The 25,881-nt window shown below is 73.6% G+C and carries 20 protein-coding genes; 12 read left to right on the forward strand and 8 right to left on the reverse strand.

Features of this window, described 5'->3' with window-relative positions:
* Window positions 1-296: 296 nt before the first annotated feature.
* The 4 genes from AC07FY_RS29035 to AC07FY_RS29050 all read left to right on the forward strand — a co-directional run bounded on the left by AC07FY_RS29035 (window position 297) and on the right by AC07FY_RS29050 (window position 4,744).
* A complete protein-coding gene (locus AC07FY_RS29035) occupies window positions 297-710 on the forward strand; it encodes a GNAT family N-acetyltransferase (RefSeq protein WP_479012062.1) in 414 nt (137 codons plus the stop codon).
* A 205-nt stretch (window positions 711-915) separates the two neighbouring features.
* Window positions 916-2,100 (forward strand): S8 family peptidase, encoded by a 1,185-nt coding sequence (locus AC07FY_RS29040; protein WP_479012065.1) that lies wholly within the window; start codon window positions 916-918, stop codon window positions 2,098-2,100.
* Between the two features lie 270 nt (window positions 2,101-2,370).
* Complete coding sequence (locus AC07FY_RS29045; protein WP_479012067.1) at window positions 2,371-3,594, forward strand: hypothetical protein; 1,224 nt, start codon at window positions 2,371-2,373, stop codon at window positions 3,592-3,594.
* Window positions 3,595-3,709: 115 nt separating this feature from the next.
* Complete coding sequence (locus tag AC07FY_RS29050; RefSeq protein WP_479012070.1) at window positions 3,710-4,744, forward strand: WxL protein peptidoglycan domain-containing protein; 1,035 nt, start codon at window positions 3,710-3,712, stop codon at window positions 4,742-4,744.
* Window positions 4,745-4,821: 77 nt separating this feature from the next.
* On the opposite strand, the gene AC07FY_RS29055 is transcribed toward AC07FY_RS29050, so the two are convergent.
* Genes AC07FY_RS29055 through iolC form a run of 4 tightly spaced genes read right to left on the reverse strand, consistent with a single transcriptional unit; the run spans window position 4,822 to window position 10,024 of the window.
* Entirely contained in the window at window positions 4,822-6,321 is a 1,500-nt protein-coding gene (locus AC07FY_RS29055; protein WP_479012073.1) for a CoA-acylating methylmalonate-semialdehyde dehydrogenase, read from the reverse strand.
* A gap of 13 nt (window positions 6,322-6,334) precedes the next feature.
* On the reverse strand, window positions 6,335-8,203 hold the full coding sequence (iolD, locus tag AC07FY_RS29060) for a 3D-(3,5/4)-trihydroxycyclohexane-1,2-dione acylhydrolase (decyclizing) (protein ID WP_479012076.1): 1,869 nt from the start codon (window positions 8,201-8,203) through the stop codon (window positions 6,335-6,337).
* Window positions 8,200-9,093 (reverse strand): 5-deoxy-glucuronate isomerase, encoded by an 894-nt coding sequence (gene iolB, locus AC07FY_RS29065; RefSeq protein ID WP_479012273.1) that lies wholly within the window; start codon window positions 9,091-9,093, stop codon window positions 8,200-8,202. The genes iolD and iolB overlap by 4 nt, the downstream gene beginning before the upstream one ends.
* A 7-nt stretch (window positions 9,094-9,100) precedes the next feature.
* Window positions 9,101-10,024: a 5-dehydro-2-deoxygluconokinase gene (iolC, locus tag AC07FY_RS29070; RefSeq protein ID WP_479012275.1), complete on the reverse strand. Its 924-nt coding sequence runs from the start codon at window positions 10,022-10,024 to the stop codon at window positions 9,101-9,103.
* Between the two features lie 104 nt (window positions 10,025-10,128).
* Here iolC and AC07FY_RS29075 point away from each other — a divergent pair, with 104 nt between their 5' ends.
* The 5 genes from AC07FY_RS29075 (at window position 10,129) to AC07FY_RS29095 (ending at window position 15,348) form a co-directional block, all read left to right on the forward strand.
* Complete coding sequence (locus AC07FY_RS29075; RefSeq protein ID WP_479012079.1) at window positions 10,129-11,043, forward strand: sugar phosphate isomerase/epimerase family protein; 915 nt, start codon at window positions 10,129-10,131, stop codon at window positions 11,041-11,043.
* A 21-nt stretch (window positions 11,044-11,064) separates the two neighbouring features.
* A complete protein-coding gene (locus tag AC07FY_RS29080) occupies window positions 11,065-12,078 on the forward strand; it encodes a Gfo/Idh/MocA family protein (RefSeq protein ID WP_479012081.1) in 1,014 nt (337 codons plus the stop codon).
* Between the two features lie 246 nt (window positions 12,079-12,324).
* The gene (locus tag AC07FY_RS29085) at window positions 12,325-12,525 is read left to right on the forward strand and encodes a helix-turn-helix transcriptional regulator (protein ID WP_479012083.1); all 201 of its coding nucleotides are present in this window, start codon (window positions 12,325-12,327) and stop codon (window positions 12,523-12,525) included.
* Window positions 12,526-12,746: 221 nt separating this feature from the next.
* On the forward strand, window positions 12,747-12,980 hold the full coding sequence (locus tag AC07FY_RS29090; protein WP_479012086.1) for a heavy-metal-associated domain-containing protein: 234 nt from the start codon (window positions 12,747-12,749) through the stop codon (window positions 12,978-12,980).
* 94 nt (window positions 12,981-13,074) lie between these two features.
* Window positions 13,075-15,348 (forward strand): heavy metal translocating P-type ATPase, encoded by a 2,274-nt coding sequence (locus AC07FY_RS29095; RefSeq protein ID WP_479012089.1) that lies wholly within the window; start codon window positions 13,075-13,077, stop codon window positions 15,346-15,348.
* 406 nt (window positions 15,349-15,754) lie between these two features.
* Here the strand turns inward: AC07FY_RS29095 and AC07FY_RS29100 are convergent, their stop codons facing one another.
* Both AC07FY_RS29100 and recD2 read right to left on the reverse strand, forming a co-directional pair.
* On the reverse strand, window positions 15,755-17,044 hold the full coding sequence (locus AC07FY_RS29100; RefSeq protein WP_030029946.1) for a citrate synthase: 1,290 nt from the start codon (window positions 17,042-17,044) through the stop codon (window positions 15,755-15,757).
* Between the two features lie 182 nt (window positions 17,045-17,226).
* Window positions 17,227-19,485 carry an SF1B family DNA helicase RecD2 gene (recD2, locus tag AC07FY_RS29105; protein WP_479012092.1) on the reverse strand — a complete coding sequence of 753 codons (2,259 nt, stop codon included), beginning with the start codon at window positions 19,483-19,485 and terminating at the stop codon, window positions 17,227-17,229.
* A 278-nt stretch (window positions 19,486-19,763) separates the two neighbouring features.
* On the opposite strand from recD2, the gene AC07FY_RS29110 reads away from it, so the two are divergent.
* A complete protein-coding gene (locus tag AC07FY_RS29110; protein WP_479012095.1) occupies window positions 19,764-20,297 on the forward strand; it encodes a DUF937 domain-containing protein in 534 nt (177 codons plus the stop codon).
* A 4-nt stretch (window positions 20,298-20,301) separates the two neighbouring features.
* On the opposite strand, the gene AC07FY_RS29115 is transcribed toward AC07FY_RS29110, so the two are convergent.
* Window positions 20,302-21,285: an EamA family transporter gene (locus AC07FY_RS29115; RefSeq protein ID WP_479012096.1), complete on the reverse strand. Its 984-nt coding sequence runs from the start codon at window positions 21,283-21,285 to the stop codon at window positions 20,302-20,304.
* A gap of 101 nt (window positions 21,286-21,386) precedes the next feature.
* Here AC07FY_RS29115 and AC07FY_RS29120 point away from each other — a divergent pair, with 101 nt between their 5' ends.
* Both AC07FY_RS29120 and AC07FY_RS29125 read left to right on the forward strand, forming a co-directional pair.
* The gene (locus tag AC07FY_RS29120) at window positions 21,387-22,301 is read left to right on the forward strand and encodes a LysR substrate-binding domain-containing protein (RefSeq protein WP_479012099.1); all 915 of its coding nucleotides are present in this window, start codon (window positions 21,387-21,389) and stop codon (window positions 22,299-22,301) included.
* A 52-nt stretch (window positions 22,302-22,353) separates the two neighbouring features.
* Complete coding sequence (locus AC07FY_RS29125) at window positions 22,354-24,168, forward strand: glycoside hydrolase family 3 protein (protein WP_479012102.1); 1,815 nt, start codon at window positions 22,354-22,356, stop codon at window positions 24,166-24,168.
* A 105-nt stretch (window positions 24,169-24,273) separates the two neighbouring features.
* Here the strand turns inward: AC07FY_RS29125 and AC07FY_RS29130 are convergent, their stop codons facing one another.
* Window positions 24,274-25,707, reverse strand: a complete 1,434-nt coding sequence (locus tag AC07FY_RS29130; RefSeq protein ID WP_479012104.1) for an aminopeptidase — start codon at window positions 25,705-25,707, stop codon at window positions 24,274-24,276.
* Between the last annotated feature and the right edge of the window lie 174 nt (window positions 25,708-25,881).

Genomic DNA, 25,881 nt, shown 5'->3' on the forward strand with positions numbered 1-25,881 from the left:
CGGGGGGGCCCCCCCCCAAACCCCCCCCCCCCCCCCCCCCCCCCCCCCCCCCCCCCCCCTCCCCCCCCTCTCCCCCCCCCCCCCCCCCCCCCCCCCCCCCCCCCCCCCCCCCCCCCCCCCCCCCCCCCCCCCCCCCCCCCCCCCGCGTCCGTGAGCACCGCCCCCACGGCCAACCCGCCCGCGGACAGCGCCTCGTGGGCGAGCGCCAGGCAGCGGCGCACCGCCTCCGGCGTCCGCTCCCGCACCTGGGTGAATTCCTGTTCCCCCTCCGTCATCGCCGCATTATCGTGACCGCCATGGAGATCCGCCGGGCCCGCACCGCCGCCGAGCTCGCCGCGGCCGAGCACCTCTTCGACGGGCCCGCCCGCGCGGACTGGTCCGAGCGCTTCCTGGCCGCTCCGGGGCACGTGCTGCTCATCGCCCACGTGGACGGCGTACCCGCCGGGATGGTCTCCGGCGTGGAGATGACCCACCCCGACAAGGGCACCGAGATGTGCCTGTACGAACTTTCCGTGGACGAGGGCCACCGCCGCCGCGGCATCGGCCGCGCACTGACCCTCGCCCTCGCCGAGGAGGCCAGGGCCCGCGGCTGCTACGGCATGTGGGTGGGGGTGGACACGGACAACGAGGCGGCCCTCGCCACCTACGCCGCCGCCGGAGCCCGCGACGAGGGCGTCTTCACGATGCGCGGCTGGCCCTTCACCCCGTAGGAGCCCCAGTCCCCGCCGCCGCGCCCGAGCCCGACACCGCGGGCCCACGCCGGCCCCGCGCCGGCCACCGCCGCCCGTCACCGCCGACCCCCCGCCCGTCACCGCAGGCCGTCGCCGACGCCCCTCGCCCGCGCGGCGGCGTGTCGTGCGGCCAGTCGGCGCACCCTCCGCGCGCCTCCGCCGGCCGTCGCCGAGCATCGGCCACATGACCGCTTTCGCCGCCCTCCTGCCCGCCGCCACCCTCCTCGCGACAGCCACCGCGGCCACCGCCCTGCCACCGCGCTCCGACGCCGCGCCGGCCGGAACCGCCCCCTACGTCGTCGTCCTGAAGGGCGCCCCGCAGGACACCGCCCCCCGCCTGCCCGCCCGCGCCCTGGCCCTGGCCGCCGAAGCGGCCGCCGCCGGCGACGACGTGGGGACCGTCTACGACACCGTGCTGGACGGGTTCGCCGTCCGCACCACCGCCGGCCGCGCGGCCGCCCTCGCCGCCGACCCGCGGGTCGCCTCGGTGGAACCGGACGCGGAGTTCCACACCACCGACACCCAGCCGCGCGCCCCCTGGCCGCTGGACCGGATCGACCAGCGCGAGCTGCCGCTCGACGGCTCGTACACCTACCCGGCCTCGGGCGAGGGCGTCAACGTCTACGTGATCGACACCGGGATCAACACCCGCCACCAGGAGTTCGGCGGCCGTGCGCGGGCCGGTTTCAACGGGCTGCTCCTCCAGCGCTCCGGCGACTGCAACGGCCACGGCACGCACGTCGCGGGCATCGTCGGCGGCAAGACGTACGGGGTCGCGAAGGGGGTCTCCCTCATCTCGGTGAAGGTGGCCGACTGCCGTGGTTCCGCGCGGCTTTCGGCCATGGTCGGCGGCATCGAGTGGATGGTGAAGCACGCCGCCCGGTCCCCCGCCACCCCGGCGGTCGCGAACATGAGCCTGGGCGGAACCCGCAGCCGCGCCCTGGAGAAGGCGGTCGCCCGGGCCGTCGCCTCCGGGGTGACCTTCGTCGTGGCCGCCGGGAACGACGGCCGGGACGCCTGCGCCGGATCCCCGGCCTCCGTACGGCAGGCCGTCACGGTCGCCGCGACCGACGCCGGGGACCGGCGCGCGCGGTTCTCCAACCACGGCCGCTGCGTGGACCTCTCGGCGCCCGGCGTGTCCGTCGTCTCCGCGTGGAAGGGCTCCCCCACCGCCACGGCGCGCTCCTCCGGGACCTCCATGGCCGCGCCGCACGTGGCCGGAGCGGCGGCGCTGATCCGCGCCGCCGACACGGCGAAGACACCTGCGCAGGTGGCCGCGGCGCTGACGGGCGGCGCCGTGCCGGGCCGGATCACCGGGCTCCCGGCAGGCACCCCCGACCTCCTGCTCCACACCCCCATCGCGAACTGACGGGCTCACCGGCCAGTCGGTATCCGCCGGGCCATCAGACCTGCCCTGATGGCACATCGATGTGTGTGTGCTTCGGGGGAAAACAAGTCATTGACTTCTCATCACGGCGACGCGTCAATGTCGGCCACCGCACCGGCTCGGCCTCCCCCACACAGCGGGTGGGGGGAGGGTTCGTCATGACGAAGGAGTCGCGACCCAGTGAGTACGAGAACGCTTCGACGAAGAGTACTGGCCGGGGCCGGAGCCCTCTCCCTGGCCCTGACGGGCGGTGTGGTCGGCCTGACCGGCTCCGCGCAGGCCGCGACCAGGACCACCCCGGTGTACGTGAAGTGCGATGCCCCGGCTCCGCAGCCCGACGCCGAGGGCCTCCAGGACTACACCGTCACACTGCCGGACGGCGCCAAGGCAGGCGACACCGTGCCGATCTCGATCGACCCCGGCCTGACCCCGGTCGTGCCGATGTTCACCATCGAGACCGTCAACACCACCAAGGCCAGACTGCTCGTCGACGGCGTCGCCCAGACCGTCACGAGCCCGCCCGTGCCGAGCAAGCAGACGGCGGGCCAGAAGGCGGACCCGCCCGCGTTCGAGGGCACCGTCACGATCCCGGACGGCACCGAGGGCCGGACCATCGACATCACCATCGACCAGGTGATCACGGACGCCGACCTCGGCGGCACCGTGTACACCACGACCTGCACCCCCGACCCGCGCCCCAGCGGCTCCGTCGGCTCGGTCGCCGTCGCGGCCCTGCCCAAGGACCCGGTCACCACCCGGCTGATCCCCAACAGCGGCAAGGCGGGCACCAAGGTCGCCGTCACCGGCGCCAACTTCGCCCCCGGCGCGGTCACCTGCTCCGCGCTCCTCGCGGGCGCTCCGACCGGGGACACCGGCACGGGCTCGGCGGCCGCGGGCGGCGCCGCCACCTGTGAGGTCACGGTCACCAAGAAGGCCGACCAGATCAGGATCGACGGCTCGGCCGCCCCGTACAAGGACTTCGTCTTCCTCGAGGACCAGCCCGGGGTGAGGAACCCGGTCGACGTCGAGGTGCTGCCCGGTCCGCTGGCCATCGGCCCGCAGGGCGGCAACCCGGCCGTCAGCTTCGGCAAGGTCACCATCAACGGCAAGCCCCAGTCGGTCGCCGGCCAGTTCACGGCGATGACCGTCCAGGACTTCCGCGGCGGCAGCCTCGGCTGGGACGTCACGGCGACCCGTACTCCGTTCCTGAACGAGACGACCGGCCACTCGATGCCGAAGGCGCAGATCGGCATTCAGCCCACCTGCGCCGTCACCAACGCCGACAGCCCGAGCACCTGCACCGCCGGTGCGCCCGGGGCGATCTCCGGGACCCCGATGAAGGTGGCCTCGCAGGCCGCCGGCGGGGAGGAGCTGACGGGGGGCGAGTTCGCCGTCGGCGGCGCGGGGATGATCCAGCTCCCGTCGTTCATGTTCGCCGACACCTACCAGTCGGTGGTCACCTTCTCCATCGCCTGACCCGGCCCGACCGGTCGGGCCGTCGGTCCGGCCGGTCGACCGGCCCTGGGTGGTGCGGTGCTCCGCGCAGGAGGCCGTGCCACCTCCCCCTTCCGCGCCGACTGGAGACGCCGCCATGCGCACCCCTGCCTGCTCCTCCCCGTACGGTCTGCTCGCCGGCCTGCTGCTGCTGGGCGCGGCCCTGCTCCCGGCCGTCCCCGCGACGGCGGCGGACAACGGCACCTGGGGGGTCTTCCCCACGCCGGCGGCGGGTGCGGCCATGACGGACCGCCCGTACTTCTTCCACCAGGGCGCGGCCGGCGCCACCGTGCGGGACAGCGCGACGATCCTGAACTCCTCGGAGCGGGACCTGACGTTCCGGGTCTTCGCCACCGACGCCGTGAACACCCCGGTGGACGGCGCCTTCGCGCTGCTGCCGGTGGAGAGCGAGCCCGCGGACGTCGGCGCGTGGGTCGCGCTGCCGCCGGAGACGGCGACGACGGTGACGGTGCCGGCCAGGGGCCGCAAGGACATCCCGTTCACGGTGACGGTCCCGGCGGACGCGACGCCCGGGGACCACGTCGGCGGGATCGTGGCGCTGAACACGGCCGTGGAGGGGGTGCGCGAGGACGGCAGGGTGCAGGTCGGGGTGAAGCGCTCGGTGGGGGCCCGGCTGTACTTCCGCGTGCCGGGACCGCTGACACCGGGCCTGAGCGTGGAGGACGTGCGGGTCAGCCGCTCGGCGCCGCTGCTGCCCTGGGTCGGTGACGCCCGTGCCACGGTGTCGTACGCCCTGGTCAACCGGGGCAACACGGTCGTCGAGCCGGAGGTGGCGCTGTCCGCCGAGGGCTTGTTCGGGCGCGAGGTGTTCAGCCGCCCGTCCCGGGCGCTGAAGCTCGCGCTCCTGCCCGGTCAGCGCGTCGAGTTGACGCAGCCGTGGCCGGACGCCCCCCAGCTGGACCGGGTGACGGTCACGGTCACGGCCGGCGCCGCCGCCCACCCGGACCTCGCAGCGCGCGCGTCGACGGATTTCGTCGCCGTCCCGTGGCCCGCCGCGGGCGCGGCCCTGGTGCCGGCGGGCTCGGCCCTCGCCGGCTGGGTCCTGCGCCGGCGCCGGGCCGCCGCCGGCGGCCGTCCGCGGCCTGCTCCCGACCTGGCCCGCGCCGGCTGACGCCCGCCGGCACGGCGGAGCCCCCGGCCGGTGAGGGTGGGCCGGGGGCTGCCGCGTTCCGGGGGTGCGGTCAGGCGTCAGTGGTTGCGGGGGAAGCCCAGGTCCACGCCCGCCGGGGCGTCGGCGGGGTCCGGCCAGCGGGTCGTGACGACCTTGCCGCGGGTGTAGAAGTGGATGCCGTCGGTGCCGTAGATGTGGTGGTCGCCGAAGAGCGAGTCCTTCCAGCCGCCGAAGGAGTGGTAGCCCACCGGCACCGGGATCGGGACGTTGACGCCGACCATGCCCGCCTGGATCTCCAACTGGAAGCGGCGGGCCGCCCCGCCGTCGCGGGTGAAGATCGCCGTGCCGTTGCCGAACGGCGAGGCGTTGATGAGCGCCACGCCCTCCTCGTAGGTCTCCGCGCGCAGCACGCAGAGCACCGGTCCGAAGATCTCGTCGCGGTAGGCGTCGGAGTCCGTCTTGACGTTGTCGAGCAGGGACAGGCCGATCCAGTGGCCGTTCTCCTTGCCCTCGACGGTGTAACCGGTACCGTCCAGGACCACGTCCGCGCCCTGGGCGGCCGCGCCCTCGACGTAGGAGGCGACCTTGTCGCGGTGGGCGGCCGTGATCAGCGGTCCCATCTCGGAGTCCGGGTCGTTGCCGGGGCCGATCTTGATCTTCTCGGCGCGCTCGCGGATCTTCTCCACCAGGGTGTCCGCGATGGAGCCGACCGCCACGACGGCGGAGATCGCCATGCAGCGCTCACCGGCCGAACCGTAGGCGGCGGAGACCGCCGCGTCGGCGGCCGCGTCCAGGTCTGCGTCGGGGAGCACCAGCATGTGGTTCTTGGCGCCGCCCAGCGCCTGCACGCGCTTGCCGTGGGCGGAGGCGGTGGTGTGGATGTGGCGGGCGATCGGGGTCGAGCCCACGAAGGAGACGGCCGCGATGTCGGGGTGGGCCAGCAGGGCGTCCACCGCGACCTTGTCGCCGTGCACCACGTTGAGCACGCCCGCCGGCAGGCCGGCCTCGCCCATCAGCTCGGCCAGCTTGTTGGCCGCGGAGGGGTCCTTCTCGCTCGGCTTGAGGATGAAGGTGTTGCCGCAGGCCACGGCCAGCGGGAACATCCACATCGGCACCATCGCCGGGAAGTTGAAGGGGGTGATGCCCGCGACCACGCCCAGCGGCTGGCGGATCGAGGAGACGTCCACCCGGTTCGACACGGACGTGGACAGCTCGCCCTTGAGCTGGGTGGTGATCCCGCAGGCCAGCTCGACGATCTCCAGGCCGCGGGCGACCTCGCCCAGCGCGTCGGAGTGCACCTTGCCGTGCTCGGCGGTGATCAGCTCGGCGATGGCGTCGCGGTGGGCGTCCAGCAGGGCTCGGTAGGCGAACAGGACCTTCGTACGGGCGGCCAGCGAGGACTGGCCCCAGGTCTGGAACGCCTCCTTCGCGACCTGCACCGCCGCGTCGACCTCCTCGGCGGAGGCGAGCGCGACCCGCGTGGTGACCTCACCGGTGGCCGGGTCGGTGACCGGGCCGTAGCTGCCCGACGCGCCCTCGACGGTCTTGCCACCGATCCAGTGGTTGACGGTCTTCATGTGCCTTGCTCCTTCACAGATGGCGACGTCGCTGCGCGGCTTGCCGGTCGTACTCTTCACGGGCCCGGACCGCCGCCTCGCGGGTCGCGGTCTCGGCCACAGGAACATCCCACCACGCCTGTGCGGGGGGTGGGCCCGACACAGTGTCGGGCGTTCGGGTCTGTGTGTAGACACATGTGGGACGGGTCGCGCGGCGGGCCTCGGCGAGGGCTTCGCGCAGGTCACGGACGGTGCGGGCGCGGATCACGGCCATTCCGAGGGAGGCCGCGTTGGCCGCGAGGTCCACCGGGAGGGGCTCCCCGGTGTATGCGCCGTCGGGCCCCCGGAAGCGGTAGCCGGTGGCGAAGCCCTCGCCGCCCACCGCCCCCGACAGGCCGCCGATGGAGGCGTAGCCGTGGTTGTCGAGGATCACGAGCCGGAACGGAACGCCCTCCTGGACGGCCGTGGCGATCTCGGTCGGGTTCATCAGGTACGTGCCGTCCCCGACCAGCGCCCAGACCGGCCGGCCGGGTGCGGCGAGGGCGACGCCGATCGCGGCCGGGATCTCGTAGCCCATGCAGGAGTAGCCGTACTCGACGTGGTACTGGTCGGCCGAGCGGGCCCGCCACAGCTTGTGCAGGTCGCCGGGGAGCGAGCCGGCCGCGTTGATCAGGATGTCGGTGCCGTCCACGAGGGCGTCGAGCAGTCCGAGGACCTGGGCCTGGGTGGGCGGGAGGTCTTCGTCGGTGGTGGCGAAGGCGAGGTCGACGCGGGACTCCCAGTCCGCCTTCCGCTGCCGGTACGCCGTCTCGTAGGCCGGGTCCACCCGGTGGCCGGCGAGGGCCGCCCCGAGGTCGTCGAGCCCTTCGCGGGCGTCGGCGACCAGCGGCCGGGCGGCCAGTTTGTGGGCGTCGTACGGGTCGAGGTTGAGGCCGATGAACCGGACGGTCGGGTTCCGGAAAAGGGTCGCGGAGGCGGTGGTGAAGTCGGTCAGCCGGGTGCCGGCGGCGAGGACCAGGTCGGCCTCCCGGGCCAGCTCGTCGGCGGTCGCCGTCCCGGTGTGCCCGATCCCTCCGACGTCCGCGGGGTGGTCGTACGGAAGCACCCCCTTGCCCGCCTGGGTCGAGGCCACCGGGATCCCGGTGGCCTCGGCGAACCGCGCCAGCGCCTCGGAGGCTTCGCTGTGCCGGATGCCGCCCCCGGCGACGATCAGGGGGCGGGAGGCCGAGCGTACGGCCCGGGCCGCCGCGGCCAGCTCGGCGCGGTCCGGCCGGGGCCGGCGCACGCCCCACACGCGCTCGGCGAAGAACTCCTCGGGCCAGTCGAACGCCTCCGCCTGCACGTCCTGCGGCAGCGCGAGGGTGACGGCCCCCGTCTGGACGGGGTCGGTGAGGACGCGCACGGCCTGGAGGGCGGCGGGGACGAGGGCCTCGGGGCGGGTGATCCGGTCGAAGTGGCGTGAGACGGGCCGCAGCGCGTCGTTGACGGAGAGGTCGCCCGCGTACGGGACCTCCAGCTGCTGCAGGACGGGGTCGGCGGGGCGGGTGGCGAAGGTGTCGCCGGGCAGCAGGAGCACCGGGATCCGGTTGATCGTGGCGAGGGCCGCACCGGTGACGAGGTTGGTGGCGCCGGGGCCGATGGAGGTGGTCACGGCGTGCGCGGAGAGCCGCCCGCTCTGGCGGGCGTAGCCGACGGCGGCGTGCACCATGGCCTGCTCGTTGCGGCCCTGCAGGAAGGGCATGGAGCCGGGACCGGTCTCCAGCAGGGCCTGGCCGATGCCCGCCACGTTGCCGTGGCCGAAGATCCCCCAGGTGGCCGCGATGAGCCGGTGGCGCCGGCCGTCGCGTTCGGTGTACTGGCGGGAGAGGAAGGCGACGAGGGCCTGGGCGACGGTGAGTCTCATCGGGGCGCCTCCGTCTGCGGGTCCTGCGGGACGTGTGGGGGCTTCACAGCCTGCGCGGCCTGCGCGGCCTGTGCCTGCGGGTAGGGCAGCCGGGGGTCGATCGCCTGCCCCGGCCAGGTGTCGCGGATCCAGCCGTGGTCGGGGTGGTCCCGGATCAGCCACGCGCGGGTGGGGTCCGGGCCGGCCATCACGTTCAGGTAGTACATGTCGTGCCCCGGCGCGGCGATGGAGGGGCCGTGCCAGCCGTCCGGGATCAGGACGGCGTCGCCGGTCCGCACCTCGGCGAGGACGTCGGTCCTGCCGGCCGGGGAGGGCGAGACCCGCTGGTAGCCGAGGCCGGGGGTGTCCCCGTGCGGGGCGATCTCGAAGTAGTAGATCTCCTCGAGCCGGGACTCCTCGCCGGGGTGGTGCTCGTCGTGCTTGTGGGGCGGGTAGGAGGACCAGTTCCCGCCGGGGGTGAGCACCTCGACGGCGATGAGCCGGTCGCACGCGAAGCCGGCCGGGCCGGCGGCGGCGAAGTTGTTGACCTGGCGGGAGCACTGCCCGGCGCCGCGGAGCTCGACGGGGACCTCCGCGGCCGGGCCGTACCGGGCCGGCAGGACGGTCTCGCACCGGGCCCCCGCCAGGGCGAAGCGGCCGCCGGCGGCCGAGGTGACCTCGGCCCGGCCGTCGCGCGGCACGTAGGCGAAATCGGTGGCGGAGTCGAACACCCCGCTCCTCCCCCGCAGTTCGAAGACCAGCGGTCCGCCGCCCCCGTCCGGGGCGGAGCCGTCGAGGCGGACCGTACCGGCGCCCGCGAGCGGCAGGACGATCCACTCCGCATCACCGCAGGCGTGCGCGTACACCTCGCCCGGCTCCAGGTCGAGCACGGTCAGCCGCGTCCACTCCATTCCCCACTCAGACACCACCGGCACGCCCGGCCACCTCCTCGACCTCGTCGGCGAACGGCATGGCGGACGCGCACGCGAGGCGCGAGGCCACGATCGCCCCGGCGGCGTTCGCGTACCGCATGACCGCCGCCAGGTCCCACCCGGCGAGCAGCCCGTGGCACAGGGCGCCGCCGAACGCGTCCCCGGCCCCTAGTCCGTTGACCACCCGGACGGGGACCGGCGGGACCTCGGCCACCGTCCCGTCGCGGTGGACCGCCAGCACGCCCTGCGGACCGCGCTTGACCACCGCGAGTTCCACCCCGGCGGCGAGCAGCGCCCGGGCCGCCGCGTAGGGCTCGGACTCGCCGGTGGCGATCTCGCACTCCTCGGCGTTGCCGATGGCCACCGTCGCCAGGGCCAGCGCCCGCTCGTAGGACGGGCCGGGTTCCTCCCGCCACAGCACCGGCCGCCAGTCCAGGTCGAAGACGGTGGTCCCGGCCTTCGCGCGCGCCCGCAGGGCGGCCAGCGTGGCCGTGCGGCTCGGCTCCTCGCTCAGGCCGGTGCCCGTCATCCAGAACACCCGCGCCCGCCGGATCGCGTCCAGGTCCAGCTCGTCCTCGGCGATCTCCAGGTCGGGGGCCTTGGGCAGCCGGTAGAAGTACAGGGGGAAGCGGTCGGGCGGGAACATCTCGCAGAAGGTGACCGGGGTGGGGCGGCCGGCGACCTCGGCCACCCAGCGCTCGTCCACCCCGAACCCCCGCAGCTCCGTGCGGAGATAGCTGCCGAACGGATCCGCGCCGGTGCGGCTGATCAGCGCCGTGCGCCGGCCGAGGCGGGCGGCCGCCACGGCCACGTTCGCGGCGGAGCCGCCCAGGAACCTGCCGAAGGTGTCCGCCTCCGCCAGTGGTACCCCCGTGCGCAGCGGGTAGAGATCCACCCCGAGCCGCCCCATCGTGATCACGTCGAACGCCGGCCCGTCCCCGCTCACCCTCGGTCCTCCCGCTGGTCCCACCGTCTTCACCGTCCCTACGAGCCTCGCACCCTAAGGTGGCCGCCATGACCTCCTCCCCGCCCGCGTTGACCCGTATCCGCGTCGGTTCGGCTCCGGACTCCTGGGGTGTCTGGTTTCCCGACGACCCCGCACAGACCCCCTGGGAGCGGTTCCTCGACGAGGTCGCCGACGCCGGGTACGCCTGGATCGAGCTCGGCCCCTACGGCTACCTGCCCACGGATCCCGCCCGACTCACCGAGGAAACGGCCCGGCGCGGGCTGCGGGTGTCGGCGGGCACCGTCTTCACCGGACTCCATCACGGTCCCGCCGTGTGGGAGGACACCTGGGAGCACGTGTCGCGGATCGCGGCGCTCACCCAGGCGATGGGGGCCGCGCATCTCGTCGTCATCCCGTCCTTCTGGCGGGACGACAAGACCGGCAAGGTCCTGGAGGACCGCACCCTGACGCCCGGGCAATGGCGTGAACTGGCCGCCCAGACCGAGCGGCTGGGCCGGGAGGTGCGCGACCGGTACGGGCTGCGCATCGTGGTCCACCCGCACGCCGACACCCACATCGACACCCCGGAGAACGTGGCGCGGTTCCTGGACGCCACCGACCCCGCCCTCGTCTCGCTCTGCCTGGACACCGGCCACTACGCCTACTGCGGCGGCGACAGCGTGCAGGCGATCGAGACCTTCGCCGAGCGGATCGGCTACCTGCACCTGAAGCAGGTGGACCCGCGGATCCTCGCCGAAGTGGTCGCGGAGCGGCTGCCGTTCGGGCCGGCCGTGGCGCGCGGGGTGATGTGCGAACCGCCGGCGGGGGTGCCGGCCCTGGAGCCGGTGCTGGCGGCGGCCCAGCGCCTGGACGTGGACCTGTTCGCCATCGTGGAACAGGACATGTACCCCTGCGACCCCGACCGTCCGCTCCCGGTCGCCCGGCGCACCCGCGCCTACCTGCGCTCCTGTGGCGCCCGCTGAACTCCTGGAAGGAATCACGACATGAGCCGCACGCTCGGCATCGCGGTCATCGGTACGGGGAAGATGGGCGCCGACCACGTCCGCCGGATCGGACGGACGGTCGGCGGGGCCCGGGTGGTGGCGGTGGCCGACCCGGACGGGGACCGGGTCAAGGAGGTCGCGGGCGGCCTGGAGGGCGCCGTCGCGCACACCGATCCGGCGGCCGCGATAGCCGTGCCCGGGGTGGAGGCCGTGCTCGTCGCCTCCCCCGGGCCGGCCCACGAGGAGGCGATCGGGAAGGCGCTGGAGCGGGGGCTGCCGGTGCTGTGCGAGAAGCCGCTGACCCCTGATCCGGCGGGCGCCCTGCGGATCATGGAGGCCGAGCGGCGGCTGGGCCGGCGCCTGGTGCAGGTGGGTTTCATGCGCCGGTTCGACGCCGAGTACGAACGGCTGAAGGAGCTGCTCGACGCGGGCGGGATCGGCCGGCCGCTCTTCCTGCACTGCCGGCACCGCAACGTCTCCTCGCCGTCCTTCTTCACCAGCGACATGCTGATCAGCGACTCCGTGGTGCACGAGGTGGACGCGGCCCGCTGGCTGCTGGGACAGGAGGTCACGGCGGTGACCGTGCTCTCCCCCACCCCCACCTCGGCGGCTCCAAAGGGGCTGCGTGATCCCCGGCTGGTGCTGCTGGAGACCTCGGGCGGGGCCGTCGTGGACGTGGAGGTCTTCGTCAACTGCGGCTTCGGCTACCAGGTGACGTGCGAGGCGGTCGGGGAGTCCGGCAGCGCCCGGATCGGTGACGGCCAGGCGATGGTGGTGCAGTCGGCGGGCCGGTGGGGCGGTGAGATCGACCAGGACTTCACGGTGCGCTTCGCCGACGCCTACGACCGGCAGCTGCGCCGCTGGGTGGCGGCGGCCGCGCGGGGCGGGGTGGCCGGGCCGGACGCCTGGGACGGCTATGCGGCGGCCGCCGTGTCCGAGGCGGCCCTCACGGCGGCCCGCACCGGCGTGCGCACCCCGGTGACCCTGGCGCCCCGGCCCGCCCTCTACCGCTGACGGACGGCTGGACCGGCCGGACCGGCTGGACCCACCGGACCCGTATGCCCCGACTGTCACAGGGGTCTCCCTGGTGTCACACATGTCCGCGTTACGCGGGTTTTCCGTCACAGGCATTCGACAGCCCCTCCCCCGGCCTCACCCCGCGTCGTTCCCCGGGCACCAACCGAGTGATCGTCGTGTCCACGCGCCGGTTCCCCCGACGGCCTTCCGGCCGGCCCTGCGACGTGGACAAGGAGGTGCGTCATGAGCGACCGGCAGCTGTGGTCCTACAAAGAGATCGCCGCCCACATCCGGGTCCAGCCCGACACGGTGCGCTCCTACCGGAAGCACGGGCTGCTTCCCCCACCGGACCACGTGGAGGGCGGCAAGCCCTACTGGTACGCCGATACGATCCGCGCCTGGGTGGCCCGGCGTCCCGGCAACCGGGGGCGCCGCGAGGACTGACCCGTCGCAGGGCGCCGAACGGGGCAGCCCTCACCCGAGGTCGCCGGGTGCTCCCTATGGGCTGTTTCCGTACGCTTCATCCTGACCGGACATCCCGAACGGACGGGCGCGGACACTCGCTTCCATACCCCCTAGGGGTATAGTCTTCCCGTATCGGGAAGACGGTTCAGTCATGCGCCGCCTTGCCGGTGACCGCACACGCCCCTGAAGAGGAGAACGACATGAGCGCCGAGACGGACACCGCGACCACCACCGTCTACCGGGTGACGGGCATGACCTGCGGGCACTGCGAGGGCGCGGTGACCGCCGAGCTCTCCGCGCTGCCGGGCGTCAGCTCGGTCAAGGCCGTCGCCGCGACCGGCGAGGTCACCGTGGCCTCCGCCGCTCCGCTGGCCGACGAGGACGTACGCGCCGCCGTGGACGAGGCGGGCTACGGGTTCGCCGGCCGGGCCTGAACCCGCCCCTCCCTTCGGCAGCACCCGAGCCGGGGTGTGCCGGCCAGCTCATACTGGTTCCCGTACACCCCGGCCACCCCCCTGGAGCCGGAACATGACCAGCACAGTGCACGACGGACCCGTCACGGCGGTCGAACTCTCGATCGGCGGAATGACCTGCGCCTCCTGCGCGGCCCGCATCGAGAAGAAGCTGAACCGGATGGACGGGGTCAGCGCCACGGTGAACTACGCCACCGAGAAGGCGAAGATCTCCTACGCGGCGGACGTCCGGGTCGCCGATCTCATCGCGACCGTGGTGAAGACCGGCTACACCGCCGAGGAACCCCCGCCGCCGGAGCCGGAACCCCGGCCCGGTGCGGAGCGCGGCGCGGCGGACGACCCGCAGGCGCCGGCGGGAGACCCGGTCCTGGCCGCGCTGCGCCGGCGCCTGCTCGTGTCCGCCGCCCTGGCCCTGCCCGTCGTCCTGCTCTCCATGGTCCCGGCCCTGCAGTTCGACAACTGGCAGTGGCTCTCGCTGACCCTCGCCGCGCCGGTCGCGGTCTGGGGCGCCCTGCCCTTCCACCGGGCCGCCTGGACCAACGCCCGGCACGGCGCCGCCACCATGGACACCCTGGTCTCGGTCGGCACCCTCGCCGCGTTCACCTGGTCCCTGTGGGCCCTGTTCTTCGGCCACGCGGGCATGCCCGGCATGCGGCACGGCTTCGACCTGACCATCTCCCGCACGGACGGCTCCTCCGCCCTCTACCTGGAGGTCGCGGCCGGCGTCGTCACCTTCATCCTGCTCGGCCGCTATCTGGAGGCCCGCTCCAGGCGGAAGGCCGGTGCGGCCCTGAAGGCCCTGCTCGAACTGGGCGCCAAGGACGTGGCCGTGCTGCGCGGGGGCCGGGAGGTCCGCGTGCCGGTGGGCACGCTGGTGGTCGGCGACCGGTTCGTCGTCCGCCCGGGCGAGAAGATCGCCACCGACGGCACGGTCGTCGAGGGCAGCTCCGCGGTCGACGCCTCCCTGCTCACCGGCGAGTCCGCACCCGTCGAGGTCTCCGTCGGCGACAGCGTCACCGGCGCCACCGTCAACGCCGCCGGGCGGCTCGTCGTCGCCGCCACCCGCATCGGCTCCGACACCCAGCTCGCCCGGATGGCCCGCCTGGTCGAGGACGCGCAGAACGGCAAGGCCGAGGTCCAGCGCCTCGCCGACCGGATCTCCGCGGTCTTCGTGCCCGTGGTCCTGCTGCTCGCGCTCGGCACCTGGCTCACCTGGCTGCTGCTCACCGACGACCCCACCGCCGCCTTCACCGCCGCCGTGGCCGTGCTGATCATCGCCTGCCCGTGCGCCCTGGGCCTGGCCACCCCGACCGCCCTGATGGTGGGCACCGGCCGCGGCGCCCAGCTCGGCATCCTGATCAAGGGGCCGGAGGTGCTGGAGTCCACCCGCCGCGTCGACACCGTCGTCCTGGACAAGACCGGGACGGTCACCACCGGGCGGATGACGCTGATCGGCGTGCACGCGGCCGACGGGGTCGACGAAAGGGAACTGCTGCGCCTCGCGGGCTCCCTCGAGCACGCCTCGGAGCACCCGATCGCCCGCGCCATCGCCGCCGGGGCGGCCGCGCGGACGGGTGAGCCGCCCGTTCCCGAGGGGTTCGAGAACCTCGCCGGGCTCGGCGTCCAGGGCGTGGTCGACGGGCACGCCGTCCTGGTCGGCCGCGCGCGGCTGCTGGCCGACCGGTCGATCCCCCTGCCCGAACCGCTGGAGCGGGCCAAGGCCGAGGCCGAGACCGCGGGCAGCACGGCCGTCCTCGTGGCCTGGGACGGCGCCGCCCGCGGGGTGCTGACGGTGGCCGACGCGGTCAAGGAGACCAGCGCCGAGGCGGTCGCCCGGCTGCGGGCGCTCGGTCTCACCCCGGTCCTGCTGACGGGCGACAACAGGGCCGTCGCCGAGACGGTGGCCCGGGAGGTCGGGATCGAGGAGGTCATCGCCGAGGTGCTTCCGCAGGACAAGGTGGACGTCGTACGCCGCCTCCAGGCGCAGGGCCGTACGGTCGCGATGGTGGGCGACGGGGTCAACGACGCGGCCGCGCTCGCCCAGGCCGACCTGGGCCTGGCCATGGGCACGGGGACGGACGCCGCCATCGAAGCGGGCGACCTGACGCTCGTGCGGGGGGACCTGCGGGTCGCGGCGGACGCGATCCGGCTCTCCCGCCGGACCCTGGCCACCATCAAGGGCAACCTGTTCTGGGCGTTCGGCTACAACGTGGCGGCCCTGCCGCTGGCGGCCGCCGGGCTGCTCAACCCGATGATCGCGGGCGCCGCGATGGCCTTCTCTTCGGTCTTCGTGGTGACCAACAGCCTCCGGTTGCGGTCCTTCCGCTAGCGGATCGCCTTCGCATCACTCACACACCTCCTTCACGGGAGACGCAGATCACAGTGATGCCGACGTAACCATCCGGGGTCTGCACGGGTCTAATGGGGCGGTGCCGGGAATGTCTTGGGGGACGTTCCGACGGATGTCTTGGGGGACGTCCATGGGCACCGGCCGGCCGGGACGCGTTCCCGCGGGAGGCTTTGAGCGGCCCTCCCGACCCGAACGGGTCCCGGCAGACACCGACGCCCCGGCTCGGGTCCCGTGGGGGGAATCCGTCCCGGGGAAAGGAAAGCGCCCCGACCGTCGACCCGTGGGGGGATCGACGGCGGGGCGCTTTTCGTACCTGCGGCCACCGCGGGCCCAAGCCGGTGCTGCTGCCGGCCCGGGCCCGCGGGGGTGGCGCGAGGGCCTCGGGTCAGCGGGCCTCGACGGGCACGAAGTCGCGCAGGACCTCGCCCGTGTAGATCTGGCGCGGGCGGCCGATGCGGGAACCCGGCTCCTTGATCATCTCGTGCCACTGGGCGATCCAGCCGGGGAGCCGGCCGAGCGCGAAGAGCACGGTGAACATCTCGGTCGGGAAGCCCATCGCGCGGTAGATGAGACCCGTGTAGAAGTCCACGTTCGGGTAGAGGTTGCGCGAGACGAAGTACTCGTCGGCCAGCGCGTGCTCTTCCAGCTTGAGCGCGATGTCGAGCAGCTCGTCGCTCTTGCCGAGCGCCGAGAGGACGTCGTGCGCCGCCGCCTTGATGATCTTCGCCCGGGGGTCGAAGCTCTTGTAGACGCGGTGTCCGAAGCCCATGAGCCGGACGCCGTCCTCCTTGTTCTTCACCTTGCGGATGAAGGCGTCGACGTCGCCGCCGTCGTTCTTGATGCCCTCGAGCATCTCCAGCACCGACTGGTTGGCGCCGCCGTGCAGCGGACCCCACAGGGCCGAGATGCCGGCGGAGATCGAGGCGAACATGTTCGCCTGCGAGGAGCCGACCAGGCGCACGGTGGAGGTCGAGCAGTTCTGCTCGTGGTCCGCGTGCAGGATCAGCAGCTTGTCGAGCGCCGAGACCACGACCGGGTCCAGGTCGTACTCCTGGGCCGGCACGGAGAAGGTCATGCGCAGGAAGTTCTCGACGTAGCCGAGGTCGTTGCGCGGGTAGACCACCGGGTGGCCGACCGACTTCTTGTACGCGTAGGCCGCGATCGTCGGCAGCTTGGCCAGCAACCGGATCGTGGAGAGGTTGCGCTGCGTCTCGTCGAACGGGTTGTGGCTGTCCTGGTAGAACGTCGACAGCGCGCTGACCACGGAGGACAGCATCGCCATCGGGTGCGCGTCACGCGGGAAGCCGTCGTAGAAGCGCTTCACGTCCTCGTGGAGCAGCGTGTGCTGGGTGATCTCGTTGCGGAACGACGCGAGCTGGTCGACGGTCGGCAGCTCACCGTTGATCAGCAGGTAGGCGACCTCGATGAAGGTCGAGCGCTCCGCCAGCTGCTCGATCGGGTAACCGCGGTAGCGCAGGATGCCCTGCTCGCCGTCGAGGTAGGTAATCGCGGACTTGTAGGCCGCCGTGTTGCCGTAGCCGCTGTCCAGCGTGACGAGCCCGGTCTGGGCCCTCAGCTTCGAGATGTCGAAGCCCTGGTCACCGACGGTGCTCTCGACCACCGGGTAGGTGTATTCACCGTCCGCGTACCGGAGTACTACAGAGTTGTCGCTCACGTCATCCCTCACCGACGTAGTGCCTCTTCTTCGAGGTGCCCTGACTGCCTCTACCTTCCCCCATTTGGCGCAGGAGAGTGCACTCGGGGTCGGCCTTTGGTGCTTTGAACGGCACTGAGTGCCGTCAAGCTGCTCATCCTGCCCCCTTCGCACCGGTCGGGGAACCCCAAATGATCGATCATTTAGGTGATGTTTCCCACCGGTATCCGGCCGGACAGTCGCGCCGCGACCGCTGTGTACCTCCTGCCTGCGGAAACGGTACGCACCGCCTGCCCGAGGGCCTTGCGGGACCCGACGAGGACGACCAGTTTCTTCGCCCGGGTCACCGCCGTGTAGAGCAGATTGCGCTGGAGCATCATCCAAGCACCGGTGGTGACCGGGATCACGACCGCGGGGTATTCGCTCCCCTGGGAGCGGTGGATGGTGACGGCGTAGGCGTGGGCCAGCTCGTCGAGCTCGGAGAACTCGTAGTCGATGTCCTCGTCCTCGTCCGTCCGGACCGTCAGGCGCTGCTCGTCCGGGTCGAGGCCGGTGACCACGCCCACCGTGCCGTTGAAGACGCCGTTGGCCCCCTTGTCGTAGTTGTTGCGGATCTGGGTGACCTTGTCGCCCACCCGGAAGACCCGGCCGCCGAACCTCTTCTCCGGCAGGTCCGGCCGGGCCGGGGTCATGGCCTGCTGGAGCAGGCCGTTGAGGTTCCCGGCGCCGGCCGGGCCGCGGTGCATGGGCGCGAGCACCTGGACGTCGCGCCGCGGGTCGAGCCCGAATCTGGCCGGGATCCGCCGGGCCGCCACGTCCACGGCGAGCACGCCCGCCGCCTCCGTGTCCTCCTCGGGGAACAGGAAGAAGTCCGGCAGCCCGTCGGTGATCGGGGGCACGCCGGTGTTGATCCGGTGGGCGTTGGTGACCACGCCCGACTGCTGGGCCTGCCGGAAGATCCGGGTCAGCCGGACGGCCGGTACCGGGCCGCCTTCGGCCAGGAGGTCGCGCAGCACCTCGCCGGCGCCGACCGACGGCAGCTGGTCCACGTCCCCGACCAGCAGCAGGTGGGCGCCCGGCGCCACCGCCTTGACCAGTTTGTTGGCCAGCAGCAGGTCCAGCATCGAGGCTTCGTCGACCACGACGAGATCCGCGTCCAGCGGGCGTTCCCGGTCGTACGCCGCGTCCCCGCCGGGTTTGAGCTCCAGCAGCCGGTGCACCGTGGACGCCTCGGCCCCGGTGAGCTCGGCCAGCCGCTTCGCCGCCCGGCCGGTGGGGGCGGCGAGGACCACCTTGGCCTTCCTGGCCCGCGCCAGCTCGACGATGGAGCGCACGGTGAAGGACTTGCCGCAACCGGGGCCGCCGGTCATGACGGCCACCTTGCGGGTCAGCGCGAGCCGGACCGCGTCGCGCTGCTCGGGGGCGAGCGTGGCGCCGGTCCGTCCGGCGAGCCAGCCGAGCGCCTTGTCCCAGTCCACGTCCTGGAATCCGGGCATCCGGTCTTCTTCGGCGCGCAGCAACCGGCGCACCTGGCCGACCAGCGACAGCTCCGCGCGGTGGAAGGGCACCAGGTACACGGCCGTCAGGGGATCCGGCCCGCCCTGCGGGTCGGGCACCGGTTCCCGTACGACGCCCTCCGGGTCGGCGGCGAGTTCGGCCAGGCAGTCGATGACGAGCCCGGTGTCCACTTGGAGGAGCTTGACCCCGTCGGCGATGAGCCGGTCCTCGGGCAGGAAGCAGTGCCCCTGGTCGGCGGATTGGGACAGGGCGTACTGGAGCCCGGCCTTGACCCGCTCGGGGCTGTCGTGCGGGATGCCGACGGCCTGGGCGATGCGGTCGGCGGTGAGGAAGCCGATGCCCCACACGTCGGCGGCGAGCCGGTAGGGCTGGTTCCGCACCACCGAGATGGAGGCGTCGGCGTACTTCTTGTAGATGCGCACCGCGATGGAGGTGGAGACGCCCACGCCCTGGAGGAAGACCATGACCTCCTTGATGGCCTTCTGCTCCTCCCAGGCCGCCCCGATCATCCTGGTCCGCTTGGGGCCGAGCCCGGGCACCTCGATCAGCCGCTTCGGCTCGTCCTCGATGACGTCGAGGGTGGCGGTGCCGAAGTGCTCCACGATGCGGTCCGCGATCTTCGGGCCGATGCCCTTGATCAGGCCGGAGCCGAGGTAGCGGCGGATGCCCTGGATGGTGGCGGGGAGCAGGGTGGAGTAGTTCTCGACGGTGAACTGCCTGCCGTACTGGGGGTGGGAGCCCCAGCGGCCCTCCATGCGCAGGGATTCTCCGGGCTGGGCGCCCAGCAGGGAGCCGACGACGGTGAGGAGGTCGCCGGCGCCGCGGCCGGTGTCGACGCGGGCGACCGTGTAGCCGCTCTCCTCGTTGGCATAGGTGATGCGCTCCAGCACGCCCTCGACCACAGCCAGTTGCACGGACTGCGCCTGTGCCCCGTTCGTTGCCATGCCCCGACGCTACCGCCTGGCGCCGACAGCCCGGCCCGCCTGTGGAAAGGCGTCCGGAACACCAGAAGGGGGCCCGGCCTCGCGGCCGGACCCCCTCACGGTTACCCCTCCCTCGCCGGACTTCCCGATCCCCCCAGATCCCCTCCCGGAAGCCCCGACGCACCGTACGACCGCCTGGGGACGCGCAGGGTTGCACCGGGAACCGGAGTTTTATGTTTCCGTTACCCGAAGGTCCATCCGAGGTGCCGTCAAATCCTCCTGAACGTAGCGTTTCCGGCATGAGCGAATCCTCGATCCAAGACGACGTGCTCGGCGAACTCGGCGAAGACCGGCTGACCGAGATCGCCGGAGTGCTCGGCACCGACACCGCCGGTGCCCGGGACACCGTCGCCCAGACGGTGGGTGCGATGACCGGCAGCCTCCGGCAGAAGGCCGACGCCGAGGGCGACGACGAGGTCCGCCGGGCCGTCGCGGAGGTGGCCGAGCCGCCGCTGCAGGGCGTCGCCACGCTCGGCGGCGGGCTGCTGGGCGGCGGGCTGATGGCCGGGGTGCTCGCCAAGGTGAGCCGGCCGGTCGCCGACGCCGTCTCGAAGAAGACCGGCATCCCCGCCCCCGCCGTCGGCCGGGTCATCGAGATGCTGATCCCGGTGCTGCTGACCGTCTTCGCCCGGCGCGCGGCGGCGGGCAAGGGCGCCGGCGCCGCGTCCGGCGCCGGCACCGCGGGCCCGCCCCCGCCCGGCGCGGCCCCCGCCGGGGGCGCCGGCGCCGGCCTCGGCGACCTGCTCGGCCAGATCCTCGGCGGTCGGAAGTAGCGGTTCACCCCGACCGCGGAACGGCCGTACGGCACGTCGGCGCCGCACCGCTCGTGCGCGGCGGAGCCGACGGGGCCGGACCCGCCGGTCCGGCCGTCACCGGTCCGGCCGGAACCGCCGCGGTGGGCGCGCGCCGCGAGGGCGCCCACGAGGTGAGGGCCACGCCGCCGACCAGCAGTACGGCCGCCAGCCAGCGCGGTCCCGGGACCGGCTCCCCGAGGACCAGGGCCGCCGAGGACATCCCGAACACCGGGACCAGCAGGGAGAACGGCGCCACCGAGGAGGCCGGGTAGCGGCGCAGCAGGTAGCCCCAGGCGCCGAAGCCGAAGACGGTGGAGACCCAGGCCACGTAGCCGATGACGGCGGCCCCCGACCAGTCCAGGCCGCGCAGCGCGGCCAGGTCCCGGTCGGGGCCCTCCAGCAGCAGCGAGAGCCCGAACAGGGGAAGCACCGGCACCGCGCACACCCACACCATGAAGTTCAGCGCGTCGGGCGGGGACGCCTTGCGGGTCAGGACGTTGGAGACGCCCCAGCAGGCCGCAGCGGCGACGACCAGGGTGAAACCGAGCACCGGTCCCGACGTCCCGCCGTCCGCCGCGGCCACGGCGATCCCGGCGAGCGCGACGCCCATCCCCAGCAGCCGCAGCCGGCCGGGCCGTTCGCGCAGGACGGCCGCGGCGAGCACGGCGGTGAAGACGGCCTGGACCTGGAGGACGAGGGAGGACAGCCCGGCCGGCATCCCGGCGGCCATGCCGGTGAAGAGCAGGCCGAACTTGGCGATGCCCAGGGCCAGGCCGACCCCCAGGACCCACTTCCAGGCGACCTTGGGGCGCCCGACGAAGAACACGGCGGGCAGGGCCGCCACGAGGAAGCGCAGGGCGGACAGCAGCAGCGGCGGGAAGTGGCCGAGGCCGATCTCGATGACGACGAAGTTGAACCCCCAGACGGCGGCGACGAGCACGGCGAGAGCGGTGTGTACGGGACGCATGCTCCGAGCATCGGCCGCCCGATCGTGTAGCACCAGCGCGGATCCCTTCCGCGATGGATGAAGCGTTGCTTACGGATCGCGCGGAGTGCCACGATGAGGCCATGCTCGATCTCGCCCGGCTGCGCGCCCTGCACGCCGTCTCGGTCCACGGTTCGGTCGCGGGGGCGGCCGCCGCCCTCGGCTACACCCCCTCCGCGGTCTCGCAGCAGATCTCCAAGCTGGAGCGGGAGACCCGCACCACCCTGCTGGAGCGGCGCGGGCGCGGGGTGGCGCTCACCGAGGAGGCCCGGCACCTGGCCGACACGGCCCGGGAGCTGCTGGCCATCGTGGAACGCGCCGAGACCACCCTGGAGGAGCGGCGCGGAGCGCCGAGCGGACGCCTGAGCGTGGCGGCGTTCGCCTCGGCCGCGCGGGGGCTGCTGCCGGGGGTGCTGGCCGATCTGGCCGACCGTCATCCGGCGCTCGACGTACGCCTCACGGAGGTGGACCCGCACCTGTCGGTGGACCTGGTGGCCCGGGGCGTCACCGATCTGGCGGTGGCCCACGACTGGGACATCGCCCCGCTGCCGGCGCCCGAGGGGGTCGAACAGGCGGTGATCGGCGACGACCCGTGCGAGCTGGTGGTCCCGGCCGGGCACCCCTTCACCGCCCGGGAGGTCATCCGGCGGGCGGACCTCGGCGGTCAGCGCTGGGTGTGCCAGCCGCCGGGTCGGGTCTGCCACGACTGGTTGGTGCGGACCCTGCGCACGGCCGGCTTCGAGCCCGACATCGCCCACGTGGCGGAGGAGAACCACACCATCGTCGCCCTGGTGGCGGCCGGGCTCGGGGTGGCCGTGGTGCCCCGGTTGGGCACCGGCGCGCTCCCGGCGGGCGCGGTGGCCGTCCCGCTGGAGCCCGGCCCGGTACGCCGGCTGTACGCGCTGTGGCGGTCCGGGGCGGCCCGCCGGCCCGCGATCACCGAGGCGGTGCGGACCCTGCGGGAGCACTGGACCGCACGAACGGGTCATCCGGCCTGACCTCCGAGTGTCCGCCACCCCTCGCGGGCGCCCTCGCAGTAGGGTCCGGCGGGTGCCGAACCACGCCTCACGCCGGACCCTGCTCGCCGCGGCCGCCCTGGTGGCCGTCGGGGGCGCCGGTCCCGCCTGCGCCGCCCACGACGCCGCGGGCGCCCCCCGCCCCACGGACGACGGGCACGCGCCCGGCCGCGCACCCGGCCGGTCGGTGCGCCGCCTGGTCGACGCGATGAGCCTCGCCGAGAAGGTCGGTCAGCTCTTCGTGTCCCGGGCGTACGGGCACTCCGCGACCGAACCCGACCCGGCGGACGCCGCGAAGAACCTGGAGCTGTTCGGGGTGCGCACGGCGGCCGAGGTCGTCGCCCGCTACCACCTGGGCGGGGTCATCTACTTCGGCTGGGCCCACAACACCCGTACCCCGCACCAGATCGCGGCCCTCTCGGCGGGGCTCCAGCAGGCCGCCCTCGCCTCCCGGCCCGGTGTCCCGCTCCTGCTCTCCACCGACCAGGAGCACGGCGCCGTCGCCCGCGTCGGCCGGCCGGCGACCCTGTTCCCGGGGGCGATGGCGCTGGGCGCGCAGCACCGAGCGACGGGCTCCACCGCCGACGCCCGGCGCGCCGCGCGCATCGCGGGGGACGAGCTGGCCGCCCTGGGGATCCGGCAGAACTACGCGCCGGTCGCGGACGTCAACGTGAATCCGGCCAATCCGGTGATCGGCGTACGGTCCTTCGGCTCCGACCCCGCGGCGGTGGCGGAGCTGGTCGCCGCGCAGGTCCGCGGCTACCAGGCGGCCGGGGTCGCGGCCACCGCGAAGCACTTCCCGGGACACGGGGACACCGAGACCGACAGCCACGTCGGGCTCCCGGTGATGCGGCACAGCCGGGCCGCCTGGGAGGAGCTGGACGAACCGCCGTTCCGGGCCGCGGTGGAGGCGGGCGTGGACGCGGTCATGACGGCGCACATCGTCTTCCCCGCCCTCGACCCCTCCGGAGACCCGGCGACACTGTCCCGGCCGATCGTGACCGGCATCCTGCGCGAACGTCTGGGCTTCGGAGGGGTGGTGGTGACGGACGCGCTCGACATGGCCGGGGTCCGCCAGAAGTACGGGGACGACCGGGTGCCGGTGCTGGCCCTGCTGGCGGGCTGCGACCAGCTGCTGAACCCGCCGGACCTCGCACTCGCCCACCGCAGCGTGCTGGCGGCCGTGGAGAGCGGCGAGCTGACCCGGGAGCGGATCGACGCGTCGGTGCTGCGGATCCTGGAACTGAAGGCGCGCCGGGGCCTGTTCGACGGCGCGGGCACCTCGGCCGGCAGGGTGGACGGGACGGTCGGCACCCCGGAGCACCTCGCGGCGGCCGACGCGATCGCGGAGCGGACGACGACCGTCCTGGCCAATCCCGCCGGGCTGCTGCCGCTCGACGCCCCGTCCGCCCCCCGGCTGCTGGTCACCGGGGCGGACCCGGTCTCCCCCAGCGGCACCACGGGCCCCCCGACGGCGGTCCTCGCGCGGGAGCTGACGGCCCTGGGCTGCCGGGCCACGGCCCTGCCGCCCGCCCGCGCGGCGGCCGCGGCGCCCGGTCACGCGGCGGTGCTGGTGTGCACCTACAACGTGCCCGAGGAGGAGAACGCCCAGCGCACCCTGGTGGCGGACCTGCTGGCCACCGGGGTGCCGGTGGTCGTGGTCGCGATGCGCAACCCCTACGACCCGGCCCGGCTGCCGGCCTGCGCGGCGGAGGTGGCGACGTACTCCTGGACGGACGTGGAGATGCGGGCGGCCGCCCGGGTGCTCACCGGCGCGGCGCGGCCGGCCGGCCGCCTCCCGGTCCCGGTGCCGGGCCGCTACCCGCTGGGCCACGGGCTGGCGTACTAGTGCCGGGGTCACAGCACTGGCTCGTGCCTCTCGCACCGGACGTGCGAGAGGCACCCGAGCCGGCCCGTGGCGGCCGCCGCGTGGTCCGCGGTCCGTGGCCAGGGCCTAGGGCCGCAGCTGCGGCTCGCGCTCCAGGTCGCGCCGGTCGAGCTGGGCGTCCGGCGCGGCCAGCGGCGCCGCCTTCGCCTCGTCGGCGATCACGGCGGCCGGGGCGACCCCGGCCCACTGCAGGATCTTCGCGGTCGCCAGGGCGCGCTCCCCGTCGAGCAGTTGGGCGACGTTCGCTCCGTGGTTGGCGCCCGGCGCGATCATCACGTGGCTGTCGCGGGCCCCGTAGCCGATGCGGAACGGCTCGGCGCCCCACGGGTCGTTCTGCCCGTACACGAACAGCATCTGGTTCGCGTGCTCGCGCACCCAGCCGTCGATGTCCTTCATGGCTCCCGGCTGGAAGGTCATGGGGATCTCGCGGGGCACGAAGTTGCGCGGCGGCTGGTAGCCGTAGCGGCTCAGGTTGCCCAGGTGGGGCTGCTTGATGTCGGGCGATCCGAGCTGCGTGCCGGCCTGGTAGTAGTACGGCGTGTACGTGCTCAGACCCTGGTCGGCGTAGGCGGAGAAGCCGGAGATCGCGTCGATCGAGTCCCAGATCTCCTGGTCGCTCGCGGTGGCGGCGGTCGGGATCGACGCGCAGTCGGCGAGCAGGCTGTACTGCCAGAAGGCCCACACGTAGTCGAGTACGACGGCCTCGTAGGCCTTGTCGAGGTTGCCGACGGTGGTGAAGGTCCAGCCGTTCGCGGCGGCGGCGGCCGCGTACTTGGCCTCCAGCGGCTCGCGGCGCACCAGCGCCTCGCGCTGCACCGCGTTCAGCCTGTCGCGGCACTCCTTGGTGCCGACCTTGGCGAAGAACCGGTCGTAGGCCGAGTCCTCCTTGTTGACGACGTCGTTGGGCGCGACGTAGGCGACGACACCGTCCATGTCGCGCGGGTAGAAGCGCTCGTAGTACGTCGCCGTCATGCCGCCCTTGCTGCCGCCGGTGGACAGCCAGTTCCTGGGGTAGATCTTCTTCAGGGCGCCGAAGATGCGGTGCTGGTCGCTGGCGGCCTGCCAGATGTCCAGGTTCTGCCAGTCGGCCGGGGTGGGCCGGGAGGGCGTGAAGAACCGGTACTCCATGGACACCTGGTTGCCGTCGATGATGGTCGTCGGCTCGCTGCGGCGCGGATTGGTGTTGACGTTGTAGCCGGAGGTGAAGAACACCGTCGGGCGGGAGACGTCCTTGTGCAGCAGGGTCAGGCGCTGCTTGAACGTGCCCTTGGACGGGTTGCGGTGGTCGACCGGCTGCTCGTAGTTCAGTACGAAGAAGCGGTAGCCGGGGTACGGCTTCTCCTCTATCAGGCTCATCCCGGGAATGCCGAGGATCTGGTCCTTGATGTCCGTGGCGGCCGCGGGCTGCGCGGCGGTGGCCGCTTGTGCCGTGGAGCCGGCCGCGCCCATGGTGCCGATGAGCACCACGAGCGACAGCAGCCATCCGAGCGTCTTGCGCATGCACACTCCCCTTGAGTTCACTTCGGTCGCGGTGAACCTAGCGGGGCGAACGCACGTCTGAACAGACCTAGTTGGGCCCCTCCGCCGGCACGGGATCCGGCCGGGTGCGGCGGGGGCCGTCGCCCGTAGGGGTGCATGCGCCACGTTCCGGGGGGAGGAGGGGAGTTCACGACG

This window comes from Streptomyces sp. NPDC045967 (assembly GCF_056430495.1).

What these genes read in the sequence shown, in the direction of transcription:
- AC07FY_RS29080 (WP_479012081.1), top strand. Translation starts at nt 11,065, where the DNA reads ATGAGCCGCACGCTCGGCATCGCGGTCATCGGTACGGGGAAGATGGGC.
- iolB (WP_479012273.1), bottom strand. Translation starts at nt 9,093, where the DNA reads ATGGAGTGGACGCGGCTGACCGTGCTCGACCTGGAGCCGGGCGAGGTG.
- AC07FY_RS29085 (WP_479012083.1), top strand. Translation starts at nt 12,325, where the DNA reads ATGAGCGACCGGCAGCTGTGGTCCTACAAAGAGATCGCCGCCCACATC.
- AC07FY_RS29115 (WP_479012096.1), bottom strand. Translation starts at nt 21,285, where the DNA reads ATGCGTCCCGTACACACCGCTCTCGCCGTGCTCGTCGCCGCCGTCTGG.
- AC07FY_RS29090 (WP_479012086.1), top strand. Translation starts at nt 12,747, where the DNA reads ATGAGCGCCGAGACGGACACCGCGACCACCACCGTCTACCGGGTGACG.
- recD2 (WP_479012092.1), bottom strand. Translation starts at nt 19,485, where the DNA reads ATGGCAACGAACGGGGCACAGGCGCAGTCCGTGCAACTGGCTGTGGTC.
- AC07FY_RS29110 (WP_479012095.1), top strand. Translation starts at nt 19,764, where the DNA reads ATGAGCGAATCCTCGATCCAAGACGACGTGCTCGGCGAACTCGGCGAA.
- AC07FY_RS29075 (WP_479012079.1), top strand. Translation starts at nt 10,129, where the DNA reads ATGACCTCCTCCCCGCCCGCGTTGACCCGTATCCGCGTCGGTTCGGCT.
- iolD (WP_479012076.1), bottom strand. Translation starts at nt 8,203, where the DNA reads ATGAGACTCACCGTCGCCCAGGCCCTCGTCGCCTTCCTCTCCCGCCAG.
- AC07FY_RS29040 (WP_479012065.1), top strand. Translation starts at nt 916, where the DNA reads ATGACCGCTTTCGCCGCCCTCCTGCCCGCCGCCACCCTCCTCGCGACA.
- AC07FY_RS29050 (WP_479012070.1), top strand. Translation starts at nt 3,710, where the DNA reads ATGCGCACCCCTGCCTGCTCCTCCCCGTACGGTCTGCTCGCCGGCCTG.
- AC07FY_RS29035 (WP_479012062.1), top strand. Translation starts at nt 297, where the DNA reads ATGGAGATCCGCCGGGCCCGCACCGCCGCCGAGCTCGCCGCGGCCGAG.
- AC07FY_RS29120 (WP_479012099.1), top strand. Translation starts at nt 21,387, where the DNA reads ATGCTCGATCTCGCCCGGCTGCGCGCCCTGCACGCCGTCTCGGTCCAC.
- AC07FY_RS29130 (WP_479012104.1), bottom strand. Translation starts at nt 25,707, where the DNA reads ATGCGCAAGACGCTCGGATGGCTGCTGTCGCTCGTGGTGCTCATCGGC.
- AC07FY_RS29055 (WP_479012073.1), bottom strand. Translation starts at nt 6,321, where the DNA reads ATGAAGACCGTCAACCACTGGATCGGTGGCAAGACCGTCGAGGGCGCG.
- AC07FY_RS29095 (WP_479012089.1), top strand. Translation starts at nt 13,075, where the DNA reads ATGACCAGCACAGTGCACGACGGACCCGTCACGGCGGTCGAACTCTCG.
- iolC (WP_479012275.1), bottom strand. Translation starts at nt 10,024, where the DNA reads ATGGGGCGGCTCGGGGTGGATCTCTACCCGCTGCGCACGGGGGTACCA.